Origin of the sequence: Kiloniella sp., assembly GCF_048259265.1 — a bacterium.
Lineage (GTDB): Bacteria > Pseudomonadota > Alphaproteobacteria > Kiloniellales > Kiloniellaceae > Kiloniella.
The window spans coordinates 395,223-417,166 of the sequence record NZ_JBLXHT010000002.1; the positions used below are offsets into that span (position 1 = coordinate 395,223).

A 21,944-nucleotide genomic window follows, 5' to 3' on the forward strand; every position below is an offset into this window, starting at 1 on the left:
TTAGCGCTCCTTCACATACGGGCGACCAATAGCTTTTGGCGCAATAGCTTTACCGATAAATCCAGCAAGCAGGATCACGGTAAGAACATAAGGTAGTGCCTGCATAAACTGAACGGGTATCTCGCCGATCCCTAGAATTGCGACACCCTGTAATCTGACAGCCATTGCATCAAGGAAGCCAAAAAGCATACAAGCAAGAAGACCCGGTACGGGTTTCCATTTACCAAAAATCATCGCGGCAAGGGCGATATAGCCTTGTCCCGCAGACATCTCTTTACCAAATGCCGCATTTTGCCCCGTGGAGAGGTAAGCCCCGGCAATGCCACATAGAATACCAGCGATAATAACCGAGCGATATCTTAAGAACGTAACAGAAATACCAGCAGTATCAACAGCCTGTGGGTTTTCTCCGACAGCACGCAAGCGTAAGCCAAACCGGGTTTTGTAAAGCACCCACCACGTAACAGGAACTGCTAAAAATGCAATATAAACCAGTAAGTTATGGCCGCTAATTAATTCAACGTATATGGAGCCTAAAATTGGGATTTCTGACAGGAAATCTGCACCGGGCAACGTTATTGGTGAAAAGCGTGCATCACCGCTCAGTGTTGGTGTCTGACCACCTTTGTGGAACCATGCACCGCCAAGGGTAACCGTAAGCCCGGAAGCGAGAATATTGATAGCAAGACCACTGACAACCTGATTTCCACGATGCGTAATACAAGCAAAACCATGTAAAAGCGCCATAAGGATAGAGGTAATGATTGCAGCACCCAAACCGACAAATGCGGATCCACTAACTGCTGCAACCGCCGCTGCGGCAAAAGCGCTACCAAGAAGCTTACCTTCCAAACTGATATCGATGATACCGGATCTTTCAGAGAAAATGCCTGCCATAGCGCAAAGCACTAGCGGCGCTGATACGCGTAGAGTTGAGTCGAGCGTCGATAGAAGCAACAGGAGAAAATCATCCATTTGTCTGCTCCTTTCTTGCGCCGTTGTTTACAACAATAGCTGTAAAAAGGCGTTCAATTGTTGGTCGAGCCATGTATGCCAATGCACCGCAGAAAAGAATAACCAGACCCTGAATAGCCTTAACCATCTCTCCTTGTATGGTCGGTATTTCAAAGGATAGTTCTGCGCCACCCTGATATAGGGTACCAAACAAAAGGCTGGCAATAATAATTCCGACGGGATGATTACGTCCCATCAGTGCAACAGCAATACCTGTGAAACCCGCGCCTGCGACAAAATCAAGCATCACCCTGTTATGGTTCCCCATAATTTCATTGATACCGACAAAGCCAGCTAAAACACCGGAAAGGCACATGGTGCCGACGACTAAACGTCGAGTGTTTATGCCACTATAATTTGCGGCGTTTTCATTAAATCCGAACATCCGAATGGCATACCCCCAGCGTGTATGCCAAATGAACAACCAAACAAAAAGGCAGCTAAATAGAGCGAGAAGAATTGAAAGGTTAAGCGGCGATTTTTGTATCTCTATTCCAAACCATCCAACGGCTTCTTGCATTGTTGGCATTTGAGCCGATGCCAGAAAATCACGACTTTCAGGAGACATTTGACCAGGCTCAATAAGAACATTTACCAAAATGTAGTTCATCAAACTAAATGCGATGAAGTTAAACATGATCGTTGTAATAACAATATGGCTGCCTCTATAGGCTTGTAGGTAAGCAGGAATATAAGCCCAGGCTGCACCAAAAAGGCCGGAAGTCGCAATCGCGAGCGGTAGAATAATCCAGAAAGGAACGTACTGGTCCAAAGCCAGGCAAAGTAAGCCGACACCTAACCCACCTATATAAGCTTGTCCTTCGCCACCGATGTTAAAAAGGCTTGCGTGAAAAGCGACAGCAACAGCTAGCCCAGTAAAAATAAAGTTCGTGGTATAATGGAGTGTATATCCTATATTATAGTCATTCCCAAAAGCTCCGTAGATTATAATTTTTACTGCTTCTATTGGGTCTTCACCAATAATTAAAATAACAATTCCTGAAACAAAAAATGCGAGTAAAATATTAATCAGGGGGATGACACCAACGTCAATCCACGCGGGAAGCGCTTTACTTGGACTGCTCATGCCGAAATCTCCTCTGAGTGTGCCGTGTTATTGTTGTTTTGCTGCTCAGAGCTTTTGGATTGTGTGCCTGCATTCCCCATTAGAAGGCCGAGTTGGCGGGCATCAGCATCTTTACCTGCGACTTCACCAACGATACGGCCTTCGAACATAACGAGTATGCGGTCACTGAGTGACATGATTTCTTCAAGTTCTACAGAGACCACAAGAATTGCAGATCCCGCATCGCGCATTGCGATCAGGTTCTTATGAATAAATTCAATGGCCCCAATATCAACACCGCGTGTTGGCTGCCCAACAAGAAGGACTTCGGGGCGTCTGTCCATTTCGCGGGCAAGAACGAGTTTTTGTTGATTGCCGCCAGAGAAATTTGCTGATTTTAACTTGGGATCTTCGGGGCGGACATCATAGTCCTGCATCAACCGAGTACAATGTTCTTGGACAGCTTTATTGTCCATAAGGATCTTACCGTTATAGGCAGGATCTTCATGAAAACCCATAATTGCCGTTTCTTGGGCATTAAAAGCGGTTACCATTCCCATACGATGTCTGTCTTCAGGAACGTGGCCTACACTTAACTCTCTAAATTCTTTTGGGTTTTTGAGGGCATGTGGTGTGATTTGGACGGAACCAATATCAATTGATCCGGTCTGAAGGGGGCAAATACCGCTAAGGGCCGCAAGTAATTCCGTTTGGCCATTGCCGGATACACCTGCGATACCGACAATTTCCCCGGCGCGAAGGGTGAGAGAAACATCATCCAGCTTAGTGATGCCATCTTCTCTATAGGAGAGGTTTTTTGCGTCCAGTAGAATTTCACCAGGATTAGCGTCAGTTTTATCCACTTCCAAAAGAACTTTCCGCCCAACCATTAATTCGGCGAGTTCATTTTTGGATGTGGCTGATGTTTCCCGTTCAGAAACCATGGTTCCTGCACGCATAACAGAAACACGATCTGTAATTGCCATAATTTCCTGAAGCTTGTGGGTGATCAAAATGATACTCACACCACGACTGCGCAGGATATCAAGAATTTTGAAGAGTTGATCTGTTTCCTGTGGTGTCAGGACGCCAGTTGGCTCGTCAAGGATAAGAATTTCAGCCCCACGATAGAGTGCTTTTAAAATCTCAACCCGTTGCTGAAGACCAACGGGGAGATCACCTGTCATGGCATCGGGATCAACTGCCAAGCTGTATTCTTTCGAAAGCTTGAGAAGCTCTTCCCTTGCTGTCTGACTACTTTTGTTCAAAAGAGGGGCACCTTCGGCGCCCAACATTACATTTTCAAGTACAGTAAAGGTTTCTACGAGCATAAAATGCTGATGGACCATACCAATGCCAAAGGATATCGCATCTCTGGAAGAGTGGATTTTTTTCGTTTGACCATTAATAAGGATTTCGCCGCTATCTGCTTCGTAAAATCCGTAAAGTATGCTCATCAACGTTGATTTTCCAGCACCATTTTCACCAATGATGCCGTGTATAGTTCCCGGAAGGACTTTCAAATCTACGTTTTGGTTTGCCTTTACAAGGCCGAAGCTCTTACTGATTGCCTTCAGTTCAATAGCGGGCAGTTCAATAGATGGTGGGGGGGCTGATTGCCCCCCCACCGCGTCAGGCCCTTGGGCCTTGATGCGTTCTACGCTCATAGAAAAACCTAGTACTTGATTATATATTCTGATTTCAAATCAGTTACCCAATTACAGCGCAGGGCAACTGTTATCGGATGTGAAATCATGAACAGAAATGGAACCGGATACGATGCCATCACGTGCTTCTTTTACCTTGGCTTTCATTGCGTCGGTAATAAGGGATTTGTTATTGTCATCAAGGGCCCAGTCTACGCCGTTCTCAGCAAGACCTAGCGCATGAAGACCTGGCTTCCAGGTGCCGTCCATTGCATCTTTGAATGCATTATAGGCAGCAACATCAACGCCTTTTGTCATGGAAGTCAGCATTGTTCCTGGCTGGATATGGTTTTGGTTTGAATCCACACCAATTGCGTATTTACCTGAATCTTTGGCTGCTTGGTAAACACCAATACCTGTTCCGCCAGCAGCTGCAAAGATCACATCGGCGCCTTTATCAAACTGGCTTTTTGCCAACTCGCTACCTTTACTTGGATCATTCCAGGCAGACGGTGTTGTGCCCGTCATGTTGCTATAAACCTCGGCAGAATTAACCGCGTATTTAGCTCCTTGAGCATAGCCACAGGCAAATTTACGAATAAGTGGAATATCCATACCACCAATAAAACCAACTTTTTGGTTTTCAGATGCCATTGCAGCCAGAACACCAACCAAGAAAGACCCTTCATGCTCTTTAAAGACAACGGACTGTACGTTCGGTAGGTCAACGACAGAATCGATGATTGTGAAACGAATATCCGGATATTCTTTTGCAACTTTTTCGATGGCTGGTCCCTGAGCAAATCCAACACCTACGATTGGGTCTGCGCCACGTTGAGCCATTTTACGAATTGCTTGTTCGCGTTGCGAAGGGTTCGTTACTTCAAACTCACGATATTTAATGCCGGTTTCTTTTGAGAATTTCTCAACGCCGTTATAAACGCCTTCATTGAAAGATTTATCGAATTTACCACCCATATCAAAAACAACAGCTGGTTTAATATCGTCGGCATGAGAGGCTGCAGCAGTTAATGCAATAATTGACGCAGCAGCCGTCTGGAATAGCTTCTTCATTTGAGAGCCCAATCCCTGTTTATCAGTTATAAAAATATTTTTTGCCTTAGGTCCGATTTCTATCGGACTCGGGTAAGTATGTTGCGGCAAAAAGCCAATATGTTCAACTAATCCTTATTGTCAAAGATCAAAAATTTGTTCAACTGGTCAAAAAAAACTGAAATTTAAACGCTAAAATAACAACATATTCAATTTTCATTAATTTTGTTCGGGTATCTTCATCATCAAATACGGGGGATTTTTGGGAGTAAGAGATGAGTAATAACGATCCAAGAAAAGAATACGCTGCTGAACGAGGAGTTCGACTTCGTAGGGGATTATCACCGAATGCCAATGTTTCAAACATGCAGTTGTTTGAATCTATTAATGAGCTGAGGTCCGAAATCGTTGCTTTGAAACAATCAAATGCAGCTATCCGACATACATCTGCTGAACAAACCGATGCTGAGAAAAGTTTTAACGATGCAGAAGATGTTCGTGTCGAAATTGCTCAAATGGTGCGGATGATCGGTAAGACGAAGAAAGAGATCGCTCAAATAAAGCACCCAGATGATGTGGATGACCCCTTTGCTCAGTCAACTAATGAGCTTGATGCGATTGTTATGGCCACGGAAACAGCCACAAATAGCATTTTGGATGCGAATGAGCAGATCGAAGCAACAGTAAATGAGCTTTCTGCATTAATGAGTGATGATTCGGATGTGCAAACGGCTTGTGACAAAATTGCTAATCATGTGATTACAATTCTTGAGGCTTCAAACTTTCAAGATGTTACTGGTCAACGAATGACGAAAATTATTAATACGCTTCGTTTTATCGAAGATCGTATTGTATCGATGATTAACATTTGGGGTGCCGAAGCGTTTATGGATCTGCCGGTCGGTGTTGAAGATGGTCGAGAAGGTGATGAGCAGCTTATGAACGGTCCGGCAGCTGAAAACGAAGGCATCACGCAAGATGATATTGATGCGTTATTTGATTAAATAATTACGTATCATAGTTGATGAAACAAAAAAGCGGGGAATGTTATTTTCCCCGCTTTTTTATGTGTTGTTGAGATCTGTCGCGAGTTGGTTCAGGATATGTTCTGAGGAGCTGAATTGAATGACGAAACCATTTGCGAGATGTCGGATGGTTTTTCCTTCAAAGCGTCCAAACCCTTCAATATGAAGCTCGAGGGTTTTGCCGAGTTCGGGACGGGCTGGAGAATCTAAACATACTCCACCACCAGATATATCAAAACATTCAGTTTTTTCCCAATGCTCATTGATTTTTACCAATGTCTGGATTGATTTTTGATATCTCTTATGGCGACGACGATCCGTCTTATCCGTATCCAAAGTCCGCCCCTTTGTCATCTATACAAGTTATGTCAGTATAAATTTGTGCAGAATCTCGTTAATTTTGTCTTATTCAGTGCGTTGAATAAGGTGGTAACCAAAAGAAGTTTCAACGACACCGCTGGTTTCGCCGACTTCCATTGAGAACGCGGATTCTTCAAATTCCGGAACCATCATTCCTTTGCCAAAGTGGCCGAGATCGCCGCCTTCATTACCTGATGGGCAGTCAGAATGTTCTTTTGCCAAATCAGCAAATGCAGTGCCGCTTTCAATCTGGGTTTTCAGGTCTTGGATAAGAGTTTGAGCTTCTTCCTGTGAACGGGTGGCAGTAGAACGCATAGATCCTTCGTACATAAGCAGGATGTGTGATGCACGTACTTGATCAGACATGGTGTTTCTCCTTCAAAAAGTGTTTATCCATAAAAAAAACCGCACATTGTGCGGGGTAATTTCCCCTTATACATAACGTGCGGTTCTAAATGAGCAATGTCTGATTTTATTTTTTTATGTAATATTAAATTTTTGTAGGACGTCAGCAAGGTCATCACCGAAGGTTGTTCCTCGACGAATCACACCGACATTCATTGGTAATTCCTGCATGTCTGGGTGATCAGATGGCAAACTTGTCAACACAGCGACGTGGGATTTTTTGGTTGATGGCATTGCCTTCAAGGCGCAAGCAAGATCAGCCCCGCCAAGTCGAGGCATAACCATAGAGGTTATGACGAGATCCGGCTTGGTTTCCAGAATCATTGTGATTGCTTCCAAAGGTTCCGTCAGTGACGTAACACGATATCCGCATGCTGCGAGTTCACGTGCCACAACCTTGCCAGCAGTTTTTTGCGGGATCACAAGCAAAACTTCTGTGTTTGTAATTTCGATGTCTTCGACATTAAAAGTAATCTGGTGCGGCATAGAGCGCACAACTTCAGCAATGTTTTCTGCTGGTAAAGCTTCGCCGTCAAGCAACGCGGAAATCTTGTCACTATAGGTTTGAAGGTCTTGAATGTGTTTGGGTTCAAGATCTGTTAGGCCGGAAAGATATTCATCCAGCCTATGGGTTATGGCTGCTAAACCCGGTATATTAACTGATTTTGCCTTAAATCTTAGGTTAGACGAATCTTGCGCTAAACGTTCAGCTGCAGTTTTCCCATCCAGTCCGCCTGTTCGAACTTGCTGAAGGTTGACTTCCAGACTGGATGCCACATCTCTTGCTTCATCCAACATTTCGCCTTCAGCGAGTTTATCTGCTTCTTCTTCGCTGATAACAGAACCCGAATTCATTTTCACACACCTAACATCTTTAATTAATATATAATGCCAAAGATAGAGTGAATGGGTTAATGCTCTGCTAATATTTCAGCTAGTTCGCTGGTTTTTTTGATTTTTTAGCGGTCTTGTATTTTCTGAAATACGAATAAATAAAAGCTGCTCGGAATTGATCCAAGCAGCTTTTATTTATTCGTATTATTGATGCTTTTTTATGAAAGCTTACCCCTGTAAAGATCCTTAGGATCTATTTCAACATCCGAGGTTTCTGTGCATTCGCCATCTTCGGAAACTGAAATATAAAAACAACTACGGCGACCTGTATGGCACGCGACGCCATGTTGTTTGACTTTTACAAGTACTGTATCTCGATCACAGTCGATAAGAAAATCAACCAGCTCCTGGTGCTGGCCAGATGTTTCCCCTTTTTTCCATAGCGCCTGACGTGATCTTGACCAGTAACAGACACGACCGCTTGAAAAGGTTTCTTTGATAGATTCTTTGTTCATCCAAGCCATCATAAGGACGTCGTTCTTTTCACTATCCTGTGCGATGGCCGGTATAAGCCCTTGGTCATTGAATTTGAGGCTGGACAGAAGAGCATCCAATTTGGTGTTACTCATTAATGGAATTCCTAGAATGATAATTTATTAAAGCCAGCCTCTAAGTCCATAATAAGGTCATCGGGGTTTTCTAGGCCGATGTGAAGCCTTATTAATGGACCAGCAGCAGACCACTTTGTTGCTGTGCGGATGGAGCTTGGATCACTCGGGAGAATAAGGCTTTCATACCCACCCCAACTGTAACCAATCCCATACAGGTTCAAGCTGTCAACCATCGCGTTGACGGCTGTCTTTGATGCTGGGTTGAGGATAAAACCGAACAGGCCACTTGCCCCTGACATGTCACGTTTCCAGATCTGGTGACCTGGATCGCTTTCCAAGGCTGGGTGAAGAACAGAGGATACTTCCGGACGTTTTGAGAGCCAGTTAGCCACAGTTAATCCGCTTTCATGGTGCTGTTTCAAGCGAACCGCCATTGTTCTTAAGCCGCGTTGGGCGAGGTAAACATCATCGGGGCCAGAACATTGTCCTAAGTGGAAAGTGGTTTCTTTGACTTTTTGATAGAGTTCTTCTGTTGTAATAATCAGCCCTAACATGGCGTCAGAGTGCCCGACGATATACTTCGTACCAGCGTGCACAGAAATATCCACACCAAGTTCAAAGGATTTGCAAAGCAGGGGGGTCGCCCACGTATTATCCATGATCACCAAGACGCCTTTATTGTGCGCAGCTTTGGTGATCGCTGGGATATCCTGCATCTCAAATGTGTGCGAACCGGGTGATTCTGTGAAAACAAGGCGTGTGTTCGGGCGAATTAACTGTTCAATATCTTTACCAATGAGCGGGTCGTAATAAGTTGTTTCTACGCCCATGCGTTTAAGAACGTCTTTGCAGAAAAAACGAGTAGGGGCGTAAACTGAATCAGTTACCAGAATGTGGTCACCGGATTCTACAACACTCAAAATTGCTGTCGTAATGGCAGCAAGACCGGAAGAGACAGAAAACGCACCATACCCACCTTCTAGTTCAGCAATCGCATTCTCCAAGGCAAAGACTGTCGGCGTGCCCTGACGACCATAATTCATTGTTCCTTTGTCGAACTTTGTCGCAGCCCTTTGTTCCATCTCTGCCGTATCTTTAAAGAGAATGGTAGAGGCATGATACACTGGTGGGTTAACGACCCCAAAGTTTGCCATAGGATCCCGACCAAGTTGGGTAACTTTAGTTTCTGCGGCATATTTATTGTTCGACATTAGGAATTCTCTATTACGATATTTTTGTTGGACGTTATTTTGTGAATGGCAGCATCACGATAGAAGCAGACGATTGCAAGTAATTCTGTGAGGGCCGGAAAGGTTAGGTTTTGGTGTGTAACAATTCAAAAGGATTCTTTTTTAAGAGGTTATACGCCGTTTTAAGGATAAAAAATCAAAAAAAAAGACAAATTAACCATATTAAAAATCTGTATGTACAAATTTTTAACAGAAAACGAAGAAAGTTTGAAAAAGTAATGTGTGTCTAATTTATTGATTTATAAGATTTTTTTCAATAGCAAGGAAAATTGTCCCCTAACAAAGTAAAAAATGCTGTTTTCTGAGAGGCTTAGATAGGTTACTGGTTATATATGTTTATTGCGTTGGTGAACAATTTGTATGCCGATGAAAAATTAATCGGGATGTCCTGTTTGCGGCGTCTTAAACAAACAATAAACGTGTTAAACAGCAGGGAAGACACAAAAAATGAAATTCGGAAAAGTCCTGTTTGCGGCCGCAGCGGCCACAGCAATGACAACAGCAGCTCAGGCTGGTACTCTTGACGACATCAAAGCTCGCGGCGAGCTTAATTGTGGCGTCGCAACACCTCTACCTGGTTTTGCTGCTCCTAACGCAGAAAACGTTTGGGAAGGTCTTGACGTTGATGTATGTCGCGCAGTTGCAGCAGCCGTATTGGGCGACCCAATGAAAGTGAAAATCACTCCTACGACTTCTAAAGAACGTTTCACCGTTCTTCAGTCTGGTGAGATCGATTTGCTTGCGCGTAACACCACGTGGACACTTTCCCGTGATGTTAATCTTGGTTTTGAGTTTGTAGGCGTTAACTACTACGATGGTCAAGGTTTCCTCGTAAACAAATCACTAGGTGTTTCCAGCGCGACTGAGCTAGACGGTGCTTCTGTTTGTGTTCAGACTGGTACAACAACCGAGCTTAACTTGGCTGACTATTTCCGTGCCCAGGGCATGCAATACGAAACAGTTCCAGTTGCAACTGCCGAAGAAGGCGGGAAAGTATATGACGAAGGTCGTTGTGACGTTTACACAACAGATGCTTCCGGTCTGTATTCTCTTCGCTCCACACTTTCCGCTCCTGATGAGCAGATTGTTCTTCCAGAAATCATTTCCAAAGAGCCACTAGGTCCTCTCGTACGTCACGGCGACCAACAGTGGGGCGATATTGCCCGCTGGACTCTTAACGCGATGATCATTGCTGAAGAACTTGGTGTGACTTCTGAGAACATTGACGAGATGGCTTCTTCTACAAACCCATCTGTTCTTCGTCTTATTGGTGCTGAAGGCAACATGGGCGAACAGCTTGGTCTGGATGCTAAATGGGCATACAACGTAGTTAAAAACGTTGGTAACTATGGTGAGTCTTTCAAAAGAAACCTTACTGATACTCTGAACATCGAGCGCGGTATCAACGCTCAATGGAAAGATGGTGGTCTTCTTTACGCTCCTCCAATGCGCTAAGTCGAGACATTAAAGCCTGATTTACTTTGAGTGGGGCTGCCAGAATTGGTGGCCCTACCTTAGCTAAACAGGCTTTAATTTTAATAAAAATAAGCATTTAGGAGGCAGTATGTCGGCTGAAACTGCACAAAATGCCCGTGGGTCGGGTGGAGCATCGCTCTTTTCGGATCAGCGGTTTAGATCGCTTTTCTTTCAGGCTCTTGTAATAGGCCTGCTAGGCGCATTCCTCGTATTCATCGTTTATAACACAGCGCATAATATTGAAAAACGCGGTATTCAAACCGGTTTTGCTTTTCTTGATGCTGCCGCTGGATACGATATCGCCATTTCTCCCTTTATGGAATATACAGCAACACACTCACATGGACGGGTATTCCTTGTTGGGTTGTTCAATACACTTCTGGTTTCCTTCTTGGGAATTATTGCAGCAACATTTTTAGGTGTTTTCCTGGGTGTTTTGCGTCTATCACCAAACTGGTTGGTGAGTAGAATTGTTTATTGTTATGTCGAATTTACTCGTAACGTTCCTCTGTTGCTGCAAATTCTTCTCTGGTATGCGATTTTCCTCGCTTTGCCTTCCGTAAAGCAAAGTATTACAATGTTTAATGATATTATAATCTTGAACAAACGTGGTCTTGTTTTACCGGAACCGCTACCTGGTGATGGGTTTATGCTTGTGCCCATCGCTTTGATTTTTGCTCTTTTTGCAAGTATCTTTTTTGCGCGTTGGGCAAAGAAAACTCAGGCTGCTACTGGTAAGATATATCCTGTATTTATGACAAATACAGCGATGATTATCGGCTTGCCGCTTCTTGCTTTTGCTGTGACGGGGTTTCCTCTTGATTTTGCATATGCTGAATTAAAAGGCTTTAACTTCAAAGGTGGTGTGGTTATCAAGCCTGAATTCACTGCTCTTTGGTTCGCGCTAAGTCTTTATACAGCAGCCTTTATCTCTGAAACCGTTCGTGCGGGAATTCAATCTGTTTCTCACGGACAAACAGAGGCATCTGAGGCATTGGGCTTACGTCCAAGTTGGACAATGCGCCTGATTATTCTGCCCCAGGCTCTTCGGGTGATTATTCCTCCGATGACCAGTCAATATCTTAACTTGACCAAAAACTCATCACTTGCGGTTGCCATTGGGTACCCGGATATTGTGCAGTCTTTTGGCGGTGTGACATTGAACCAGACAGGGCAGGCGATCGAAGTGATTTTTATTACCATGCTCGTATATCTGACAATTAGCTTGCTAATTTCAGCATTTATGAACTGGTATAATAACCGCGTTAGTTTGGTAGAAAGGTAGGAGGGGCAGATGAGTGTAACTGAACAACAATATGCTCCAGGTGAGCATCCTGATCTTCCTCCACCTTTGGGCGAAGCCGGATTAATTGCATGGTTTAAGAAAAGATTATTTTCAAGTGTTGGTAATACCATTCTGACATTGGTTGCTGTCTTTTTCCTTTACCACGTATTATCTGCTATTATTTTCTGGACCTTAACAGGGGCAACCTTTACGGGGGAAACGAAAGCAGATTGTGATTTAGGTGGCGCGTGCTGGCTTGTAATTGGAGATCGTTTCCATCAATTTATGTATGGGCTTTATCCAACTGATCAATACTGGCGGCCAAACCTTACCTTTATCTTGATGGTTGTTGCCATTGTTCCGGTGTTATTTGATAACATACCGCATCGTGGGAAGTTTCTTCTGTTCTCAGCAATATTTCCTTTTATTGCTTTTTACCTCCTGAGTGGTGGTTGGGGACTGGAAACTGTTGATACTGATGAATGGGGTGGGTTGTTACTAACCCTTGTCTTGGGGGTTACTGGTATTGTTGCCTCTTTGCCGATTGGTATTGTGTTGGCGCTTGGGCGTCGATCCAATATGCCGATTGTTAGGACACTGTGTGTTTGCTTTATCGAGTTTATTCGCGGTGTACCTTTGATCACCATTCTTTTCATGGCGTCGAATATGTTGCCATTGTTTCTGCCTGAGGGCGTGAACTTTGACAAGTTGCTTCGTGCTTTGATCGGTGTTGCTTTGTTCTCTTCCGCTTATATGGCAGAGGTCATTCGTGGCGGTCTTCAGGCTATTCCGAAAGGTCAGTATGAAGGTGCAGATGCTATGGGGCTAAGCTATTGGCAATCCATGCGTTTAATCATTCTTCCACAGGCACTTCGCATTGTTATTCCAGGAATTGTGAACACATTTATAGGTCTGTACAAAGATACAACACTTGTTTCAATTATCGGTTTGTTTGATCTGATCGGTATTGGTCTGGTGGCTGTTGCAGATGTTAAGTGGCGTGGTTTGGCACCGGAAACGTATGCCTTTATTGCGCTGTTGTTCTTCATATCCTGTTTTGCAATGTCGCGTTACAGCCTATGGCTTGAAAATAAACTTCACACTGGTCATAAAAGATAAGGAGCCCGTGGTATTATGAGTAATGCAAGTACCAATACCTCGAAAAAAACAGATGAGGTGGCTATCCAGCTGAACGGTGTTCACAAATGGTATGGCCAGTTTCATGTGTTGAAAGATATCAATCTGAACGTTCAACGGGGGGAGCGGATCGTTATCTGTGGTCCTTCCGGTTCAGGTAAATCCACATTGATTCGATGCATCAACCGCTTGGAAGAGCATCAGCAGGGCGATATTATCGTTGATAATATTGAACTGACAGGAAATCTCAAAAACATTGATGCGATCCGTCGTGAAGTTGGTATGTGCTTCCAGCACTTTAACCTCTTTCCGCATCTAAGTGTTCTTGAAAACTGTACTCTTGCACCTATTTGGGTCCGTAAGATGCCGAAGAAAGAAGCCGAAGAAATTGCGATGCACTATCTGGAACGTGTTAAAATTCCAGATCAGGCAAGTAAATTCCCAGGACAGCTTTCTGGTGGTCAGCAGCAACGTGTTGCTATTGCACGTTCTCTTTGTATGAACCCACGCATCATGTTGTTTGATGAGCCAACATCGGCTCTTGATCCTGAGATGATTGCTGAGGTTCTTGATACAATGATTGAGCTTGCTGATACAGGTATGACAATGCTTTGCGTAACCCACGAAATGGGATTTGCACGTAAAGTTGCGGATAGAGTTATCTTTATGGATGGCGGTGAGATTATTGAGCAAAATGAACCAGAAGAGTTCTTTAATAATCCTCAATCGGAGAGAACACAGAAATTCCTGAGCCAAATTTTGGCACATTAATAATTTCTGTTTTCTCAGGAAAAGCGGCCTCAGATTTGGGGCCGCTTTTTTGATGCCGTTATTTTCTTGTACAATGTGATTGGGATTGAGGGGGCTTGATCTTGGCTTTTCTTTTCTGACAACAGATAAATATGGCCCTTAAAAGAAAGATTAAAAAAACCAGCAGTGAAACACAGCTGGTTTTTTTATTGTAACTATCTAGATGCTTTGACAGTTGTAATGTCGCGTTATGAAGCTTAACGCTTTTCTACAGGGATAAAATCACGTTCATCAGAACCAAGATAAAGCTGACGAGGTCTGCTGATTTTATGGCTTGGATCTTCGATCATTTCTTTCCACTGCGCGACCCACCCAACGGTTCTTGCCAAGGCAAAGAGAACTGTAAACATAGATGTTGGGAAGTTCATCGCTCGGAGAATAATACCTGAATAGAAATCAACATTCGGGAATAGTTTTTTCTCGGCGAAATACGGATCAGAAACCGCAACTTTTTCAAGTTCCATTGCAAGTTCAAGAAGCGGATCGTTGATACCGAGCTCTTCAAGGACTTCGTGACAGGATTCACGCATCACAGATGCACGTGGATCGTAATTTTTATAAACACGGTGCCCAAAGCCCATCAGACGGAATGGATCATTTTTGTCTTTTGCCCGTTCGATGAATTTTGGAATATTGTCTTTATGCCCAATTTGTTGAAGCATGTTGAGAACAGCTTCGTTTGCCCCGCCGTGAGCAGGTCCCCAAAGAGATGCAATGCCAGCCGCAATGCAAGCGAATGGATTTGCACCACTTGACCCTGCGATACGCACTGTGGAGGTTGATGCATTTTGTTCGTGATCTGCATGTAGAATGAAAATACGATCCATTGCACGAACAAGCGCGGGGCTTGCCTTGTATTCTTCACATGGAACAGAAAAAGTCATGTGAAGGAAGTTTTCGGCATAGCTAAGATCATTCTTTGGATAGACGAAGGGCTGACCGATAGAATATTTATAGGCATAAGCAGCAATTGTTGGCATCTTCGCAATAAGACGATGTGATGCTATCAAACGCTGTTGTGGGTCGCGAATATCAGTTGAATCATGATAAAACGCAGAAAGAGCCCCTACAACACCAACCATAATTGACATCGGATGCGAATCACGGCGGAAACCGCGGTAGAAATTCAGCATCTGTTCATGGAGCATTGTGTGGTAGGTGATTTGATTTTTGAACTCGTCAGATTCTGCTTTCGTCGGTAGTTCACCATTCAGCAGAAGATAACATGTTTCCATGTAGTCACTTCCAGAGGCTAAATCTTCAATAGAATATCCTCTGTGTCGCAATATCCCCTTGTCACCGTCAATGTAGGTAATAGAGGAATCACAACTACCCGTTGAAGTGAACCCTGGATCATATGTAAAACAACCAGATTCGCTGTAAAGTTTCCTAACATCGATAACATTTGGTCCACAAGTTCCCTGAAGGATCGGCATATCCCAACTGTGTCCGGTGCGGTTGTCCGTAACGGTAACGCTATTTTTGTTGTCGGTATCTGACATATTTGGAACCTCTGCTCTTTGTTATTATTCTGGTTTGTTGCGCAGCAGCATAATGCTTTTACTACTTAAGATCAAATTGTGCGCTGCAATATTTTTAATTATTTATAACCTCAAATTTGATCTGTAATTCTGTTAATTGACTCGTCTTTTCCCAATATCTCCATGACTTCGAATATTCCCGGAGATACATTGGAACCACTTAGTGCAGCGCGTAAAGGCTGGGCAATTTTTCCGAGTTTTAACTCAGCCTCTTCGGCAAAGCCTTTTACCGTAGCTTCCAAGGGTTCTTCTTCCCAAGTTGGAAGGTTCTGAAGAATTGGTAGCAGGTTGCTTAAATTCTCTTTGCCTTCAACTGATAAAAGTTTCTTGGCTTTATCGTTTAGTTGCAAGGGACGACTTTTAACGTAAAAGCCAGCACTTTCGGCGAGATCGATAATCGTTTTTGCGCGTTCTTTCAGGCCAGACATTCCTTTGACAAGAACAGCTTTCTGGTCTGCAGATATAACAATCTCTTCTTTTGCGGAAATGAGAGGAGAGATAATATCAGCGAGATAGCTATCATCCGCGTTACGGATATAGATGCCATTCAGGTTTTCAAGCTTTGCAAAGTCAAAGCGAGAAGGTGATTTACCTACGCCATCAATATCAAACCATTTAATTGCTTGTTCGGTAGAAATGACTTCTTCGTCGCCGTGCCCCCAACCTAAACGTAATAAGTAGTTGCGTAGGGCTTCTGGCAGATACCCCATTTCATCGCGATAGGCCTCAACACCCAAAGCTCCATGACGCTTTGATAGTTTAGCCCCATCTGCGCCGTGGATAAGAGGTATGTGAGCAAAATATGGGAGTTCCCACCCCATTGCCTTAAACAGCTGTGTCTGTCTGAAAGCATTTGTCAGGTGATCATCGCCACGGATAATGTGCGTGATCCCCATGTCGTAATCATCAACGACGACAGATAGCATGTAAGTTGGTGTACCATCTGCTCTTAGCAATACCATATCATCAAGTTGGCTGTTGGCGACTGTAACGTCACCTTGGACTAGATCCTTGATAAGGGTTTCGCCTTCTTGTGGCATTTTCAGGCGTACGACTGGTTTAACGCCTTCAGGTGCTTCAGATGCAGGGCGATCACGCCAGCGGCCATCATACTTCATTGGACGACCTTCGGCACGTGCGGTTTCACGCATTTCAGTCAGCTCTTCAGGGCTGCAATAACAATGATAGGCTTTGCCTTCTGACAAAAGCTGTTGAGCGACCTGCTGGTGTCGTTCAGCGCGAGAAAACTGGTATGTAATCTCATCGTCATGGTTAAGCCCCAGCCAGTTCAGACCGTCTATTATGGCCTCTATAGCTTCTGGAGTTGAACGTTTGCGATCAGTATCTTCGATACGCAACAAATATTTTCCGCCATGATGTTTGGCGAAGAGCCAGTTAAAGAGCGCTGTGCGTGCGCCACCAATATGAAGAAATCCAGTAGGTGAAGGTGCAAAACGGGTCACGACCTGTTTCGTGGGATGGCTCATGAAGATCTTCCGATAATCCAGAGGTTTTGGGTGCTAGTCTTAGTGAGGGTTATCCGGTGTTTGCGAAGTTCTGTTAAACTCTCGACCTGGATAACAAAGACTGGGTTTCGCCGAGGTTTAACACATTGTTGCCTATCTCGCAAATAGGCAGGTTTAATTTGTATAACTTTAGTATACCACTGATGAGTTATTCATGCACAAAAATAAAGACATATCATAATTAGTTTGAGTTGAAGAAATATGATGTTTTTCCCTTTTATTGTAATACACTGGGGAGAGGGGGATAATTTTCGTGCTGTCAGAGTTGTTTGCCAAAGAGCAGGGGGCGTTTGCCAATTGGTTACCTGTTTTTATTGGGACAGGAATTGGTCTTTATTTCTCGCTTCCTTTTGAGCCAAGTTTACTGTTATCTCTCATTATTTTTCTGATTTTGTTGAGCGCGATAGCTGCCCTGTTTTATATTATTCCTACTCCTGATAGGAATAATGCCAAAGGGGCAACTTATTTACTGACCAGATATATTTTAATTGCTGCCTCTCTCGTTTCATTGGGGGTTGTTGCTGCAACCTATCGAACTGATCGAATAGCTGCGCCGATAGTTGAGCGGCAATTCGGTCCCAGTTACTTCGAAGGGCGGGTTGTTCAGATAGAGCCAAGCTCCCCAGGGCAGAGGTACCTGTTGGATAATCTATCGGGAAAAGCTTTCAAATGGCTTAGTACGCCTCATACCATGCGATTAAAGTCAAATCTTCTTCAGGAAGACATCCATATCGGAATGCGTGTGAGGGTTCTGGCCGTTATCCAGCCTCCGGCACGACCCAGTATCCCGGGTGGATTTAATTATGCAAGACATGCTTATTATCAACAGATCGGTGCCGTTGGTTATGTTCTTGGCAAGGCAGAGATACTCGAAGATCGAAGTGTGAAGGAAAGTCCGCATTTGCTTGAATACCTGAGTATGGTGATAGCAGAAACTCGTAATTCAATCGTCCGAGATGTGGGGAAATATATAGAAGGTGATCAAAGAGATCTTGTTGTAACTTTTTTAACGGGGCAAAAAGGTGGACTCTCTAAGGAAACAAAAGAAGAAATCCGTAATGCGGGGCTAGCTCACTTATTGGCAATTTCTGGATTACATATGGGGTTGATGGCCGGCATTGTTTTCTTTGTCATTCGCTTTGTCTTAGCTTTATTTCCAAGTCTTGCATTAAATTATCCCATCAAAAAGATCGCGGCGGTCGCTGCAATCGTTTTCTGTTTCTTTTATTTGTTACTCATTAATCATCCTCTGTCAGCCCAACGTGCTTTTATTATGATAGCAGTAAGTTTGGGTGCTGTGGTGTTCGATCGTAAAGCCCTTTCCATCAGAACGGTTTCCGTCGCGGCGTTATTCTTGCTTCTGATTTACCCTGAAGTTTTGATCTCAGCCAGTTTTCAGATGTCGTTTTCTGCGGTTCTGGCGCTTGTCGCTTTTTTTGAATGGTATTCTTATAAAAATGTTGAACAGCATTTTGTCGGGAAAATGTTAAACGGGATAAAGCTAACTTGTTATTGTTCCCTTGTAGCCTCGATCGCGACGGCACCTTTTGTTCTCTATCACTTTCATAGCCTGCCTTTATACGGGATCCTTGCTAATTTGGTGGCCGTCCCCTTCACGGCTTTCATCCTCATGCCATTGGTTTTGATATGTTATGTGTCGTTTCCTTTTGGATTGGAAGGATGGGTAATTCAATTATTAGGGCAGGCTTTCGAATTTTTGTTATGGATTTCCCGTGCCATTTCTCAAATTCCTTATGGAGAATGGAGGTTAAGTGCTTTTCCAGTCTTTGCATTGGTTATTGTAACATTAGGTGGCATTTGGCTTTGTCTTTTTAAAACTAGACTTAGGTGGTTCGGGATTATTCCTGTCGTATTTTTTGTTATTTTTATCAATATGTTTTCTTCTGATCCTGATATCTTAGTTGACCCCAAAGGACAATTAATAGGTATTGCTATCAATGATACGCTTTATCTCAACAACACGAGACGGTCGAGGTTTGTCGCTCGGATCTGGAAACAGGACCTTGCCCTAAAAAGCGTTAAGCCTTGGGAAGAGTTACCTCGTACCTATTTGAAATGTGACGAAGAAGCTTGCCGCATAAGGTTAAAAGGTGTGAAAATCTCTTTTGTAAAGAACGGTACAGCTTTTCTGGAGGAGTGTAATCAAGGGCAACTACTTGTGGTGCCTGGGCTGAAAATTCCACGATGGTGTCGGGAAAATGGCGCAGACCATAGTTCCTTTTCTTTGGATAAATGGACCTTGAGGAATGGTGGAGTGCATAGCATATCAATTATGCAGGGCACCCCGAACATACAAAAGGTTAATAAAATTACCGGTGATCGCCCTTGGAGTAGAAGTGAATAATTTTTTAATTTAAAGTATTGAGAACGTCTAATAAGGTATTGTTAATGATATGTTCTTAGTAGGCCAACAAGCTTGCCTTGTACTTGAACTCTGTCAGATTCATAGGTTTTAGTTTCATAGGCAGCATTAGCTGGTTCTAGCTCTATTTTGCCACTTTGGCGTCTGACATGCTTAAGAGTTGCTTCTGCATTATCAACAAAAGCCACACCGATCTGACCATTTTCTATCGTATCGCATCTTTTGATCAAAACGGTATCACCATCAAGAATGCCTGCTTCGATCATTGAATCCCCCTCAACAGTCAGGGCATAGTGATCACCGCCGCTTAGAAGGTTCAAAGGAACGTCAACGTAATTATCGGGATCATTTAGTGCTTCAATCGGTGTACCTGCTGCAATTTTCCCATAAAGAGGGAGCTGTACAGTGTCTTCGGATGATTGATTGGCCGCTTCGATGTTTTCATTAAGCAGGCGATTGTTTTGCTGTTTTAGGGCATTAAATTCCTGAGCTTGCGGTACAGGCCCTAAATCTTCTGGTAGTCTCAGAATTTCAACTGCTCGCGCTCTATGTGCAAGCCGTCGAATAAAGCCTCGTTCTTCCAGGGCTGTTATTAGGCGGTGAATACCTGATTTTGATTTTAATGCAAGTGCGTCCTTCATTTCATCGAATGAAGGCGAAACACCTGTTCGAGATAAGTGATCCCGAATGTAAAGCAATAGCTCACGTTGTTTCTTGGTCAGCATTAAAATTCCCCCGAAATACAGAACTGGATTTCTGTAGAACAAAACAAAAACATAACATTTGTTCTACTTTGGTTCTCGTTTCAGGTCAAGCTGTTTTGCGTCTTTTCTTACCGTTAAAGCCGAATTATCTCTACTTCTGTACCTTTGGCTACAGACGAAGCGAAGGGGGCGCGAATCACAAGGCAGTCAGCCTTGCGAAGTAGGTTTAACATCGCGCTGTCCTGCCGTTCAAAAGGCGTGGCTTCTAGTTGTCCTGATGAGTTTGTTGATAACTTTGCTCTTAAATAATCCTGGCGCTTATCATTTTCACCTAGATCTTGGGTGAGTATAGCTTTTTCTACCTGTAAGTTATCAGGATCTCTACCAGTCATTTTCCACAGGGCCGGGCGGGCAAAAATGTAGGCGCATACAAGCGTTGAAACCGGGTTTCCGGGAAGACCTATCATCGGTGTTTTCCCGAGCTTACCAAAGATAAGAGGCTTTCCCGGGCGCATGGCAATACGCCAAAAATCAATTTCCAAACCTTGCTCACCAAGTACGGAACGAACAAGATCGTGATCGCCAACAGAGGCCCCACCTGTTGTTAACAAAAGATCTGCACCTTCAGCTCCTTTGGCCATAGCTGAAAGGGCCCCTTTATCGTCAGGTGCGATGCCAAGCGATATTGGATCGCCCCCACACTCTCTGACAAATGACATAAGAGCAGTTGTGTTCGAGCTGATAATTTGATTTGGCCCGGGCGTTACGCCGGGTAAGACAACTTCATTGCCAGTTGCCAGTATTGCAACTTTAGGCTTCCGATATACCTCTAGCCAGGGGTGGTTCATTGCTGCTGCAAGTGCGAGGTCTCGTGCCGAAAGTAGCGTACCTTTTTCAAGGCCGATTTGCCCCTCGCTAAAGTCCAGTCCGGCGGGGCGAATGAAGCGACCAGGTTCTTCGCTTTGTTTAACGGTTACCTTTTTATCGTCATGATCGGTGTTTTCCTGAATAACAATACAATCAGCCCCAAGTGGGACGGGCCCACCAGTAAAGATACGAACGGCCTCGCCGTCTTGGAGTTGAGCCTCGTAGCTTCCACCAGCCGGGGCTTCGCCCCTAATTTTAAGTGTTACAGGAACAGATTGAATGTCAGAGGATTTAACGGCAAAACCATCCATGGCAGAAACATCTGTCGGAGGTTGTGTTAATCTGGCTTTGATATCTTTTGCGAGAACCCGTCCTAAGCCATCGTGGAGGGAAACCGTTTCGGGGGACAGTTCGGTAAAGCCCGCGAGAACCCGTTTTAAAGCTTCTTCAACCTGTATCATTAACTAGCCTCGTAAGCTCCTGATTTACCACCAGTTTTTTTTATAAGTCGTATGTCAGTGATCTGAATACCTTTATCAACTGCTTTGCACATATCGTAGATAGTCAAAGAGGCAATTGATACAGCGGTCAGTGCTTCCATCTCGACGCCAGTCTGTCCCGTTAACTTACACGTTCCAATAACTTCAATCGCGTTATTGTCTGGGTCCAGAGTGAAATTTACCTTCACTGAGGTTAGCATCAGAGGGTGACATAGGGGGATGAGGTCAGGGGTTTTTTTTGCCCCCATGATACCGGCAAGACGTGCGATGGCGAGAACGTCACCCTTTTTGAAGCCGCCTTGTTGGATAAGTTGCATTGTTTCAGGTTGAACCAATACCCGCCCTTTGGCTGTTGCTGTTCTAGTGGTCTCGGTTTTATCCGAAACATCAACCATGACAGCTTTACCCTCTTGATCGAAGTGAGTGAGTTCGTTTCCTGATGACATCTCTT

20 protein-coding genes are annotated in these 21,944 nt (G+C 44.0%); 6 read left to right on the forward strand and 14 right to left on the reverse strand.

The annotated features are described in order from the left end of the window. Genes ACN0QW_RS05070 through ACN0QW_RS05085 form a run of 4 tightly spaced genes read right to left on the reverse strand, consistent with a single transcriptional unit; the run spans nucleotide 1 to nucleotide 4,800 of the window. Nucleotides 1-975 (reverse strand): ABC transporter permease, encoded by a 975-nt coding sequence (locus ACN0QW_RS05070; RefSeq protein WP_417429326.1) that lies wholly within the window; start codon nucleotides 973-975, stop codon nucleotides 1-3. After that, entirely contained in the window at nucleotides 968-2,101 is a 1,134-nt protein-coding gene (locus ACN0QW_RS05075; RefSeq protein WP_299372331.1) for an ABC transporter permease, read from the reverse strand. Before ACN0QW_RS05075 ends, ACN0QW_RS05070 begins: the two co-directional genes overlap by 8 nt. Next, nucleotides 2,098-3,747 carry an ABC transporter ATP-binding protein gene (locus ACN0QW_RS05080; RefSeq protein ID WP_417429329.1) on the reverse strand — a complete coding sequence of 550 codons (1,650 nt, stop codon included), beginning with the start codon at nucleotides 3,745-3,747 and terminating at the stop codon, nucleotides 2,098-2,100. Before ACN0QW_RS05080 ends, ACN0QW_RS05075 begins: the two co-directional genes overlap by 4 nt. Nucleotides 3,748-3,798: 51 nt before the next feature. Further along, nucleotides 3,799-4,800, reverse strand: a complete 1,002-nt coding sequence (locus tag ACN0QW_RS05085) for a BMP family lipoprotein (RefSeq protein WP_417429331.1) — start codon at nucleotides 4,798-4,800, stop codon at nucleotides 3,799-3,801. A 254-nt stretch (nucleotides 4,801-5,054) separates the two neighbouring features. Between ACN0QW_RS05085 and ACN0QW_RS05090 the strand changes: the two genes are divergently transcribed. Continuing rightward, nucleotides 5,055-5,783, forward strand: a complete 729-nt coding sequence (locus ACN0QW_RS05090; protein ID WP_417429333.1) for a protein phosphatase CheZ — start codon at nucleotides 5,055-5,057, stop codon at nucleotides 5,781-5,783. Nucleotides 5,784-5,843: 60 nt separating this feature from the next. Here ACN0QW_RS05090 and ACN0QW_RS05095 read toward each other — a convergent pair whose 3' ends face one another. The 5 genes from ACN0QW_RS05095 to metC all read right to left on the reverse strand — a co-directional run bounded on the left by ACN0QW_RS05095 (nucleotide 5,844) and on the right by metC (nucleotide 9,225). Then, nucleotides 5,844-6,140: a PilZ domain-containing protein gene (locus tag ACN0QW_RS05095; RefSeq protein ID WP_417429335.1), complete on the reverse strand. Its 297-nt coding sequence runs from the start codon at nucleotides 6,138-6,140 to the stop codon at nucleotides 5,844-5,846. Between the two features lie 69 nt (nucleotides 6,141-6,209). Further along, on the reverse strand, nucleotides 6,210-6,530 hold the full coding sequence (locus ACN0QW_RS05100; protein WP_417429337.1) for a peptidylprolyl isomerase: 321 nt from the start codon (nucleotides 6,528-6,530) through the stop codon (nucleotides 6,210-6,212). 114 nt (nucleotides 6,531-6,644) lie between these two features. Next, the gene (locus ACN0QW_RS05105) at nucleotides 6,645-7,424 is read right to left on the reverse strand and encodes a response regulator (protein ID WP_299372048.1); all 780 of its coding nucleotides are present in this window, start codon (nucleotides 7,422-7,424) and stop codon (nucleotides 6,645-6,647) included. 197 nt (nucleotides 7,425-7,621) lie between these two features. Beyond that, on the reverse strand, nucleotides 7,622-8,032 hold the full coding sequence (hisI, locus tag ACN0QW_RS05110; protein ID WP_417429339.1) for a phosphoribosyl-AMP cyclohydrolase: 411 nt from the start codon (nucleotides 8,030-8,032) through the stop codon (nucleotides 7,622-7,624). Nucleotides 8,033-8,043: 11 nt separating this feature from the next. Continuing rightward, entirely contained in the window at nucleotides 8,044-9,225 is a 1,182-nt protein-coding gene (gene metC, locus ACN0QW_RS05115) for a cystathionine beta-lyase (RefSeq protein WP_417429341.1), read from the reverse strand. A 486-nt stretch (nucleotides 9,226-9,711) separates the two neighbouring features. On the opposite strand from metC, the gene ACN0QW_RS05120 reads away from it, so the two are divergent. The 4 genes from ACN0QW_RS05120 to ACN0QW_RS05135 all read left to right on the forward strand — a co-directional run bounded on the left by ACN0QW_RS05120 (nucleotide 9,712) and on the right by ACN0QW_RS05135 (nucleotide 13,933). Continuing rightward, complete coding sequence (locus ACN0QW_RS05120) at nucleotides 9,712-10,719, forward strand: amino acid ABC transporter substrate-binding protein (RefSeq protein WP_417429343.1); 1,008 nt, start codon at nucleotides 9,712-9,714, stop codon at nucleotides 10,717-10,719. A 109-nt stretch (nucleotides 10,720-10,828) separates the two neighbouring features. Continuing rightward, the gene (locus ACN0QW_RS05125) at nucleotides 10,829-12,025 is read left to right on the forward strand and encodes an amino acid ABC transporter permease (RefSeq protein WP_417429345.1); all 1,197 of its coding nucleotides are present in this window, start codon (nucleotides 10,829-10,831) and stop codon (nucleotides 12,023-12,025) included. A gap of 9 nt (nucleotides 12,026-12,034) precedes the next feature. After that, nucleotides 12,035-13,144: an amino acid ABC transporter permease gene (locus tag ACN0QW_RS05130; RefSeq protein ID WP_047763454.1), complete on the forward strand. Its 1,110-nt coding sequence runs from the start codon at nucleotides 12,035-12,037 to the stop codon at nucleotides 13,142-13,144. A gap of 15 nt (nucleotides 13,145-13,159) precedes the next feature. Further along, on the forward strand, nucleotides 13,160-13,933 hold the full coding sequence (locus tag ACN0QW_RS05135; RefSeq protein WP_417429348.1) for an amino acid ABC transporter ATP-binding protein: 774 nt from the start codon (nucleotides 13,160-13,162) through the stop codon (nucleotides 13,931-13,933). Between the two features lie 236 nt (nucleotides 13,934-14,169). Here the strand turns inward: ACN0QW_RS05135 and ACN0QW_RS05140 are convergent, their stop codons facing one another. Both ACN0QW_RS05140 and gltX read right to left on the reverse strand, forming a co-directional pair. Next, complete coding sequence (locus tag ACN0QW_RS05140; RefSeq protein WP_299372027.1) at nucleotides 14,170-15,474, reverse strand: citrate synthase; 1,305 nt, start codon at nucleotides 15,472-15,474, stop codon at nucleotides 14,170-14,172. A gap of 110 nt (nucleotides 15,475-15,584) precedes the next feature. Then, entirely contained in the window at nucleotides 15,585-17,000 is a 1,416-nt protein-coding gene (gene gltX, locus ACN0QW_RS05145; RefSeq protein ID WP_417429350.1) for a glutamate--tRNA ligase, read from the reverse strand. 292 nt (nucleotides 17,001-17,292) lie between these two features. Between gltX and ACN0QW_RS05150 the strand changes: the two genes are divergently transcribed. Beyond that, nucleotides 17,293-19,404, forward strand: coding sequence for a ComEC/Rec2 family competence protein (locus ACN0QW_RS05150; RefSeq protein ID WP_417429352.1), 2,112 nt, complete (start codon nucleotides 17,293-17,295; stop codon nucleotides 19,402-19,404). A 41-nt stretch (nucleotides 19,405-19,445) separates the two neighbouring features. Here ACN0QW_RS05150 and lexA read toward each other — a convergent pair whose 3' ends face one another. The 3 genes from lexA to moaC all read right to left on the reverse strand — a co-directional run bounded on the left by lexA (nucleotide 19,446) and on the right by moaC (nucleotide 21,939). Further along, nucleotides 19,446-20,147 carry a transcriptional repressor LexA gene (lexA, locus tag ACN0QW_RS05155; protein ID WP_417429354.1) on the reverse strand — a complete coding sequence of 234 codons (702 nt, stop codon included), beginning with the start codon at nucleotides 20,145-20,147 and terminating at the stop codon, nucleotides 19,446-19,448. Nucleotides 20,148-20,260: 113 nt separating this feature from the next. Continuing rightward, nucleotides 20,261-21,454, reverse strand: a complete 1,194-nt coding sequence (gene glp / locus ACN0QW_RS05160; protein WP_417429356.1) for a gephyrin-like molybdotransferase Glp — start codon at nucleotides 21,452-21,454, stop codon at nucleotides 20,261-20,263. Next, nucleotides 21,454-21,939: a cyclic pyranopterin monophosphate synthase MoaC gene (gene moaC, locus ACN0QW_RS05165; protein ID WP_417429358.1), complete on the reverse strand. Its 486-nt coding sequence runs from the start codon at nucleotides 21,937-21,939 to the stop codon at nucleotides 21,454-21,456. Before moaC ends, glp begins: the two co-directional genes overlap by 1 nt. Nucleotides 21,940-21,944 lie beyond the last annotated feature (5 nt).

Coding starts and splice junctions, on each gene's coding strand:
- ACN0QW_RS05105 (WP_299372048.1), bottom strand. CDS start 7,424: ATGAATTCGGGTTCTGTTATCAGCGAAGAAGAAGCAGATAAACTCGCT.
- ACN0QW_RS05075 (WP_299372331.1), bottom strand. CDS start 2,101: ATGAGCAGTCCAAGTAAAGCGCTTCCCGCGTGGATTGACGTTGGTGTC.
- glp (WP_417429356.1), bottom strand. CDS start 21,454: ATGATACAGGTTGAAGAAGCTTTAAAACGGGTTCTCGCGGGCTTTACC.
- gltX (WP_417429350.1), bottom strand. CDS start 17,000: ATGAGCCATCCCACGAAACAGGTCGTGACCCGTTTTGCACCTTCACCT.
- ACN0QW_RS05135 (WP_417429348.1), top strand. CDS start 13,160: ATGAGTAATGCAAGTACCAATACCTCGAAAAAAACAGATGAGGTGGCT.
- lexA (WP_417429354.1), bottom strand. CDS start 20,147: ATGCTGACCAAGAAACAACGTGAGCTATTGCTTTACATTCGGGATCAC.
- ACN0QW_RS05085 (WP_417429331.1), bottom strand. CDS start 4,800: ATGAAGAAGCTATTCCAGACGGCTGCTGCGTCAATTATTGCATTAACT.
- ACN0QW_RS05090 (WP_417429333.1), top strand. CDS start 5,055: ATGAGTAATAACGATCCAAGAAAAGAATACGCTGCTGAACGAGGAGTT.
- ACN0QW_RS05070 (WP_417429326.1), bottom strand. CDS start 975: ATGGATGATTTTCTCCTGTTGCTTCTATCGACGCTCGACTCAACTCTA.
- ACN0QW_RS05125 (WP_417429345.1), top strand. CDS start 10,829: ATGTCGGCTGAAACTGCACAAAATGCCCGTGGGTCGGGTGGAGCATCG.
- metC (WP_417429341.1), bottom strand. CDS start 9,225: ATGTCGAACAATAAATATGCCGCAGAAACTAAAGTTACCCAACTTGGT.
- ACN0QW_RS05080 (WP_417429329.1), bottom strand. CDS start 3,747: ATGAGCGTAGAACGCATCAAGGCCCAAGGGCCTGACGCGGTGGGGGGG.
- ACN0QW_RS05130 (WP_047763454.1), top strand. CDS start 12,035: ATGAGTGTAACTGAACAACAATATGCTCCAGGTGAGCATCCTGATCTT.
- ACN0QW_RS05140 (WP_299372027.1), bottom strand. CDS start 15,474: ATGTCAGATACCGACAACAAAAATAGCGTTACCGTTACGGACAACCGC.
- ACN0QW_RS05120 (WP_417429343.1), top strand. CDS start 9,712: ATGAAATTCGGAAAAGTCCTGTTTGCGGCCGCAGCGGCCACAGCAATG.
- moaC (WP_417429358.1), bottom strand. CDS start 21,939: ATGTCATCAGGAAACGAACTCACTCACTTCGATCAAGAGGGTAAAGCT.
- ACN0QW_RS05100 (WP_417429337.1), bottom strand. CDS start 6,530: ATGTCTGATCAAGTACGTGCATCACACATCCTGCTTATGTACGAAGGA.
- hisI (WP_417429339.1), bottom strand. CDS start 8,032: ATGAGTAACACCAAATTGGATGCTCTTCTGTCCAGCCTCAAATTCAAT.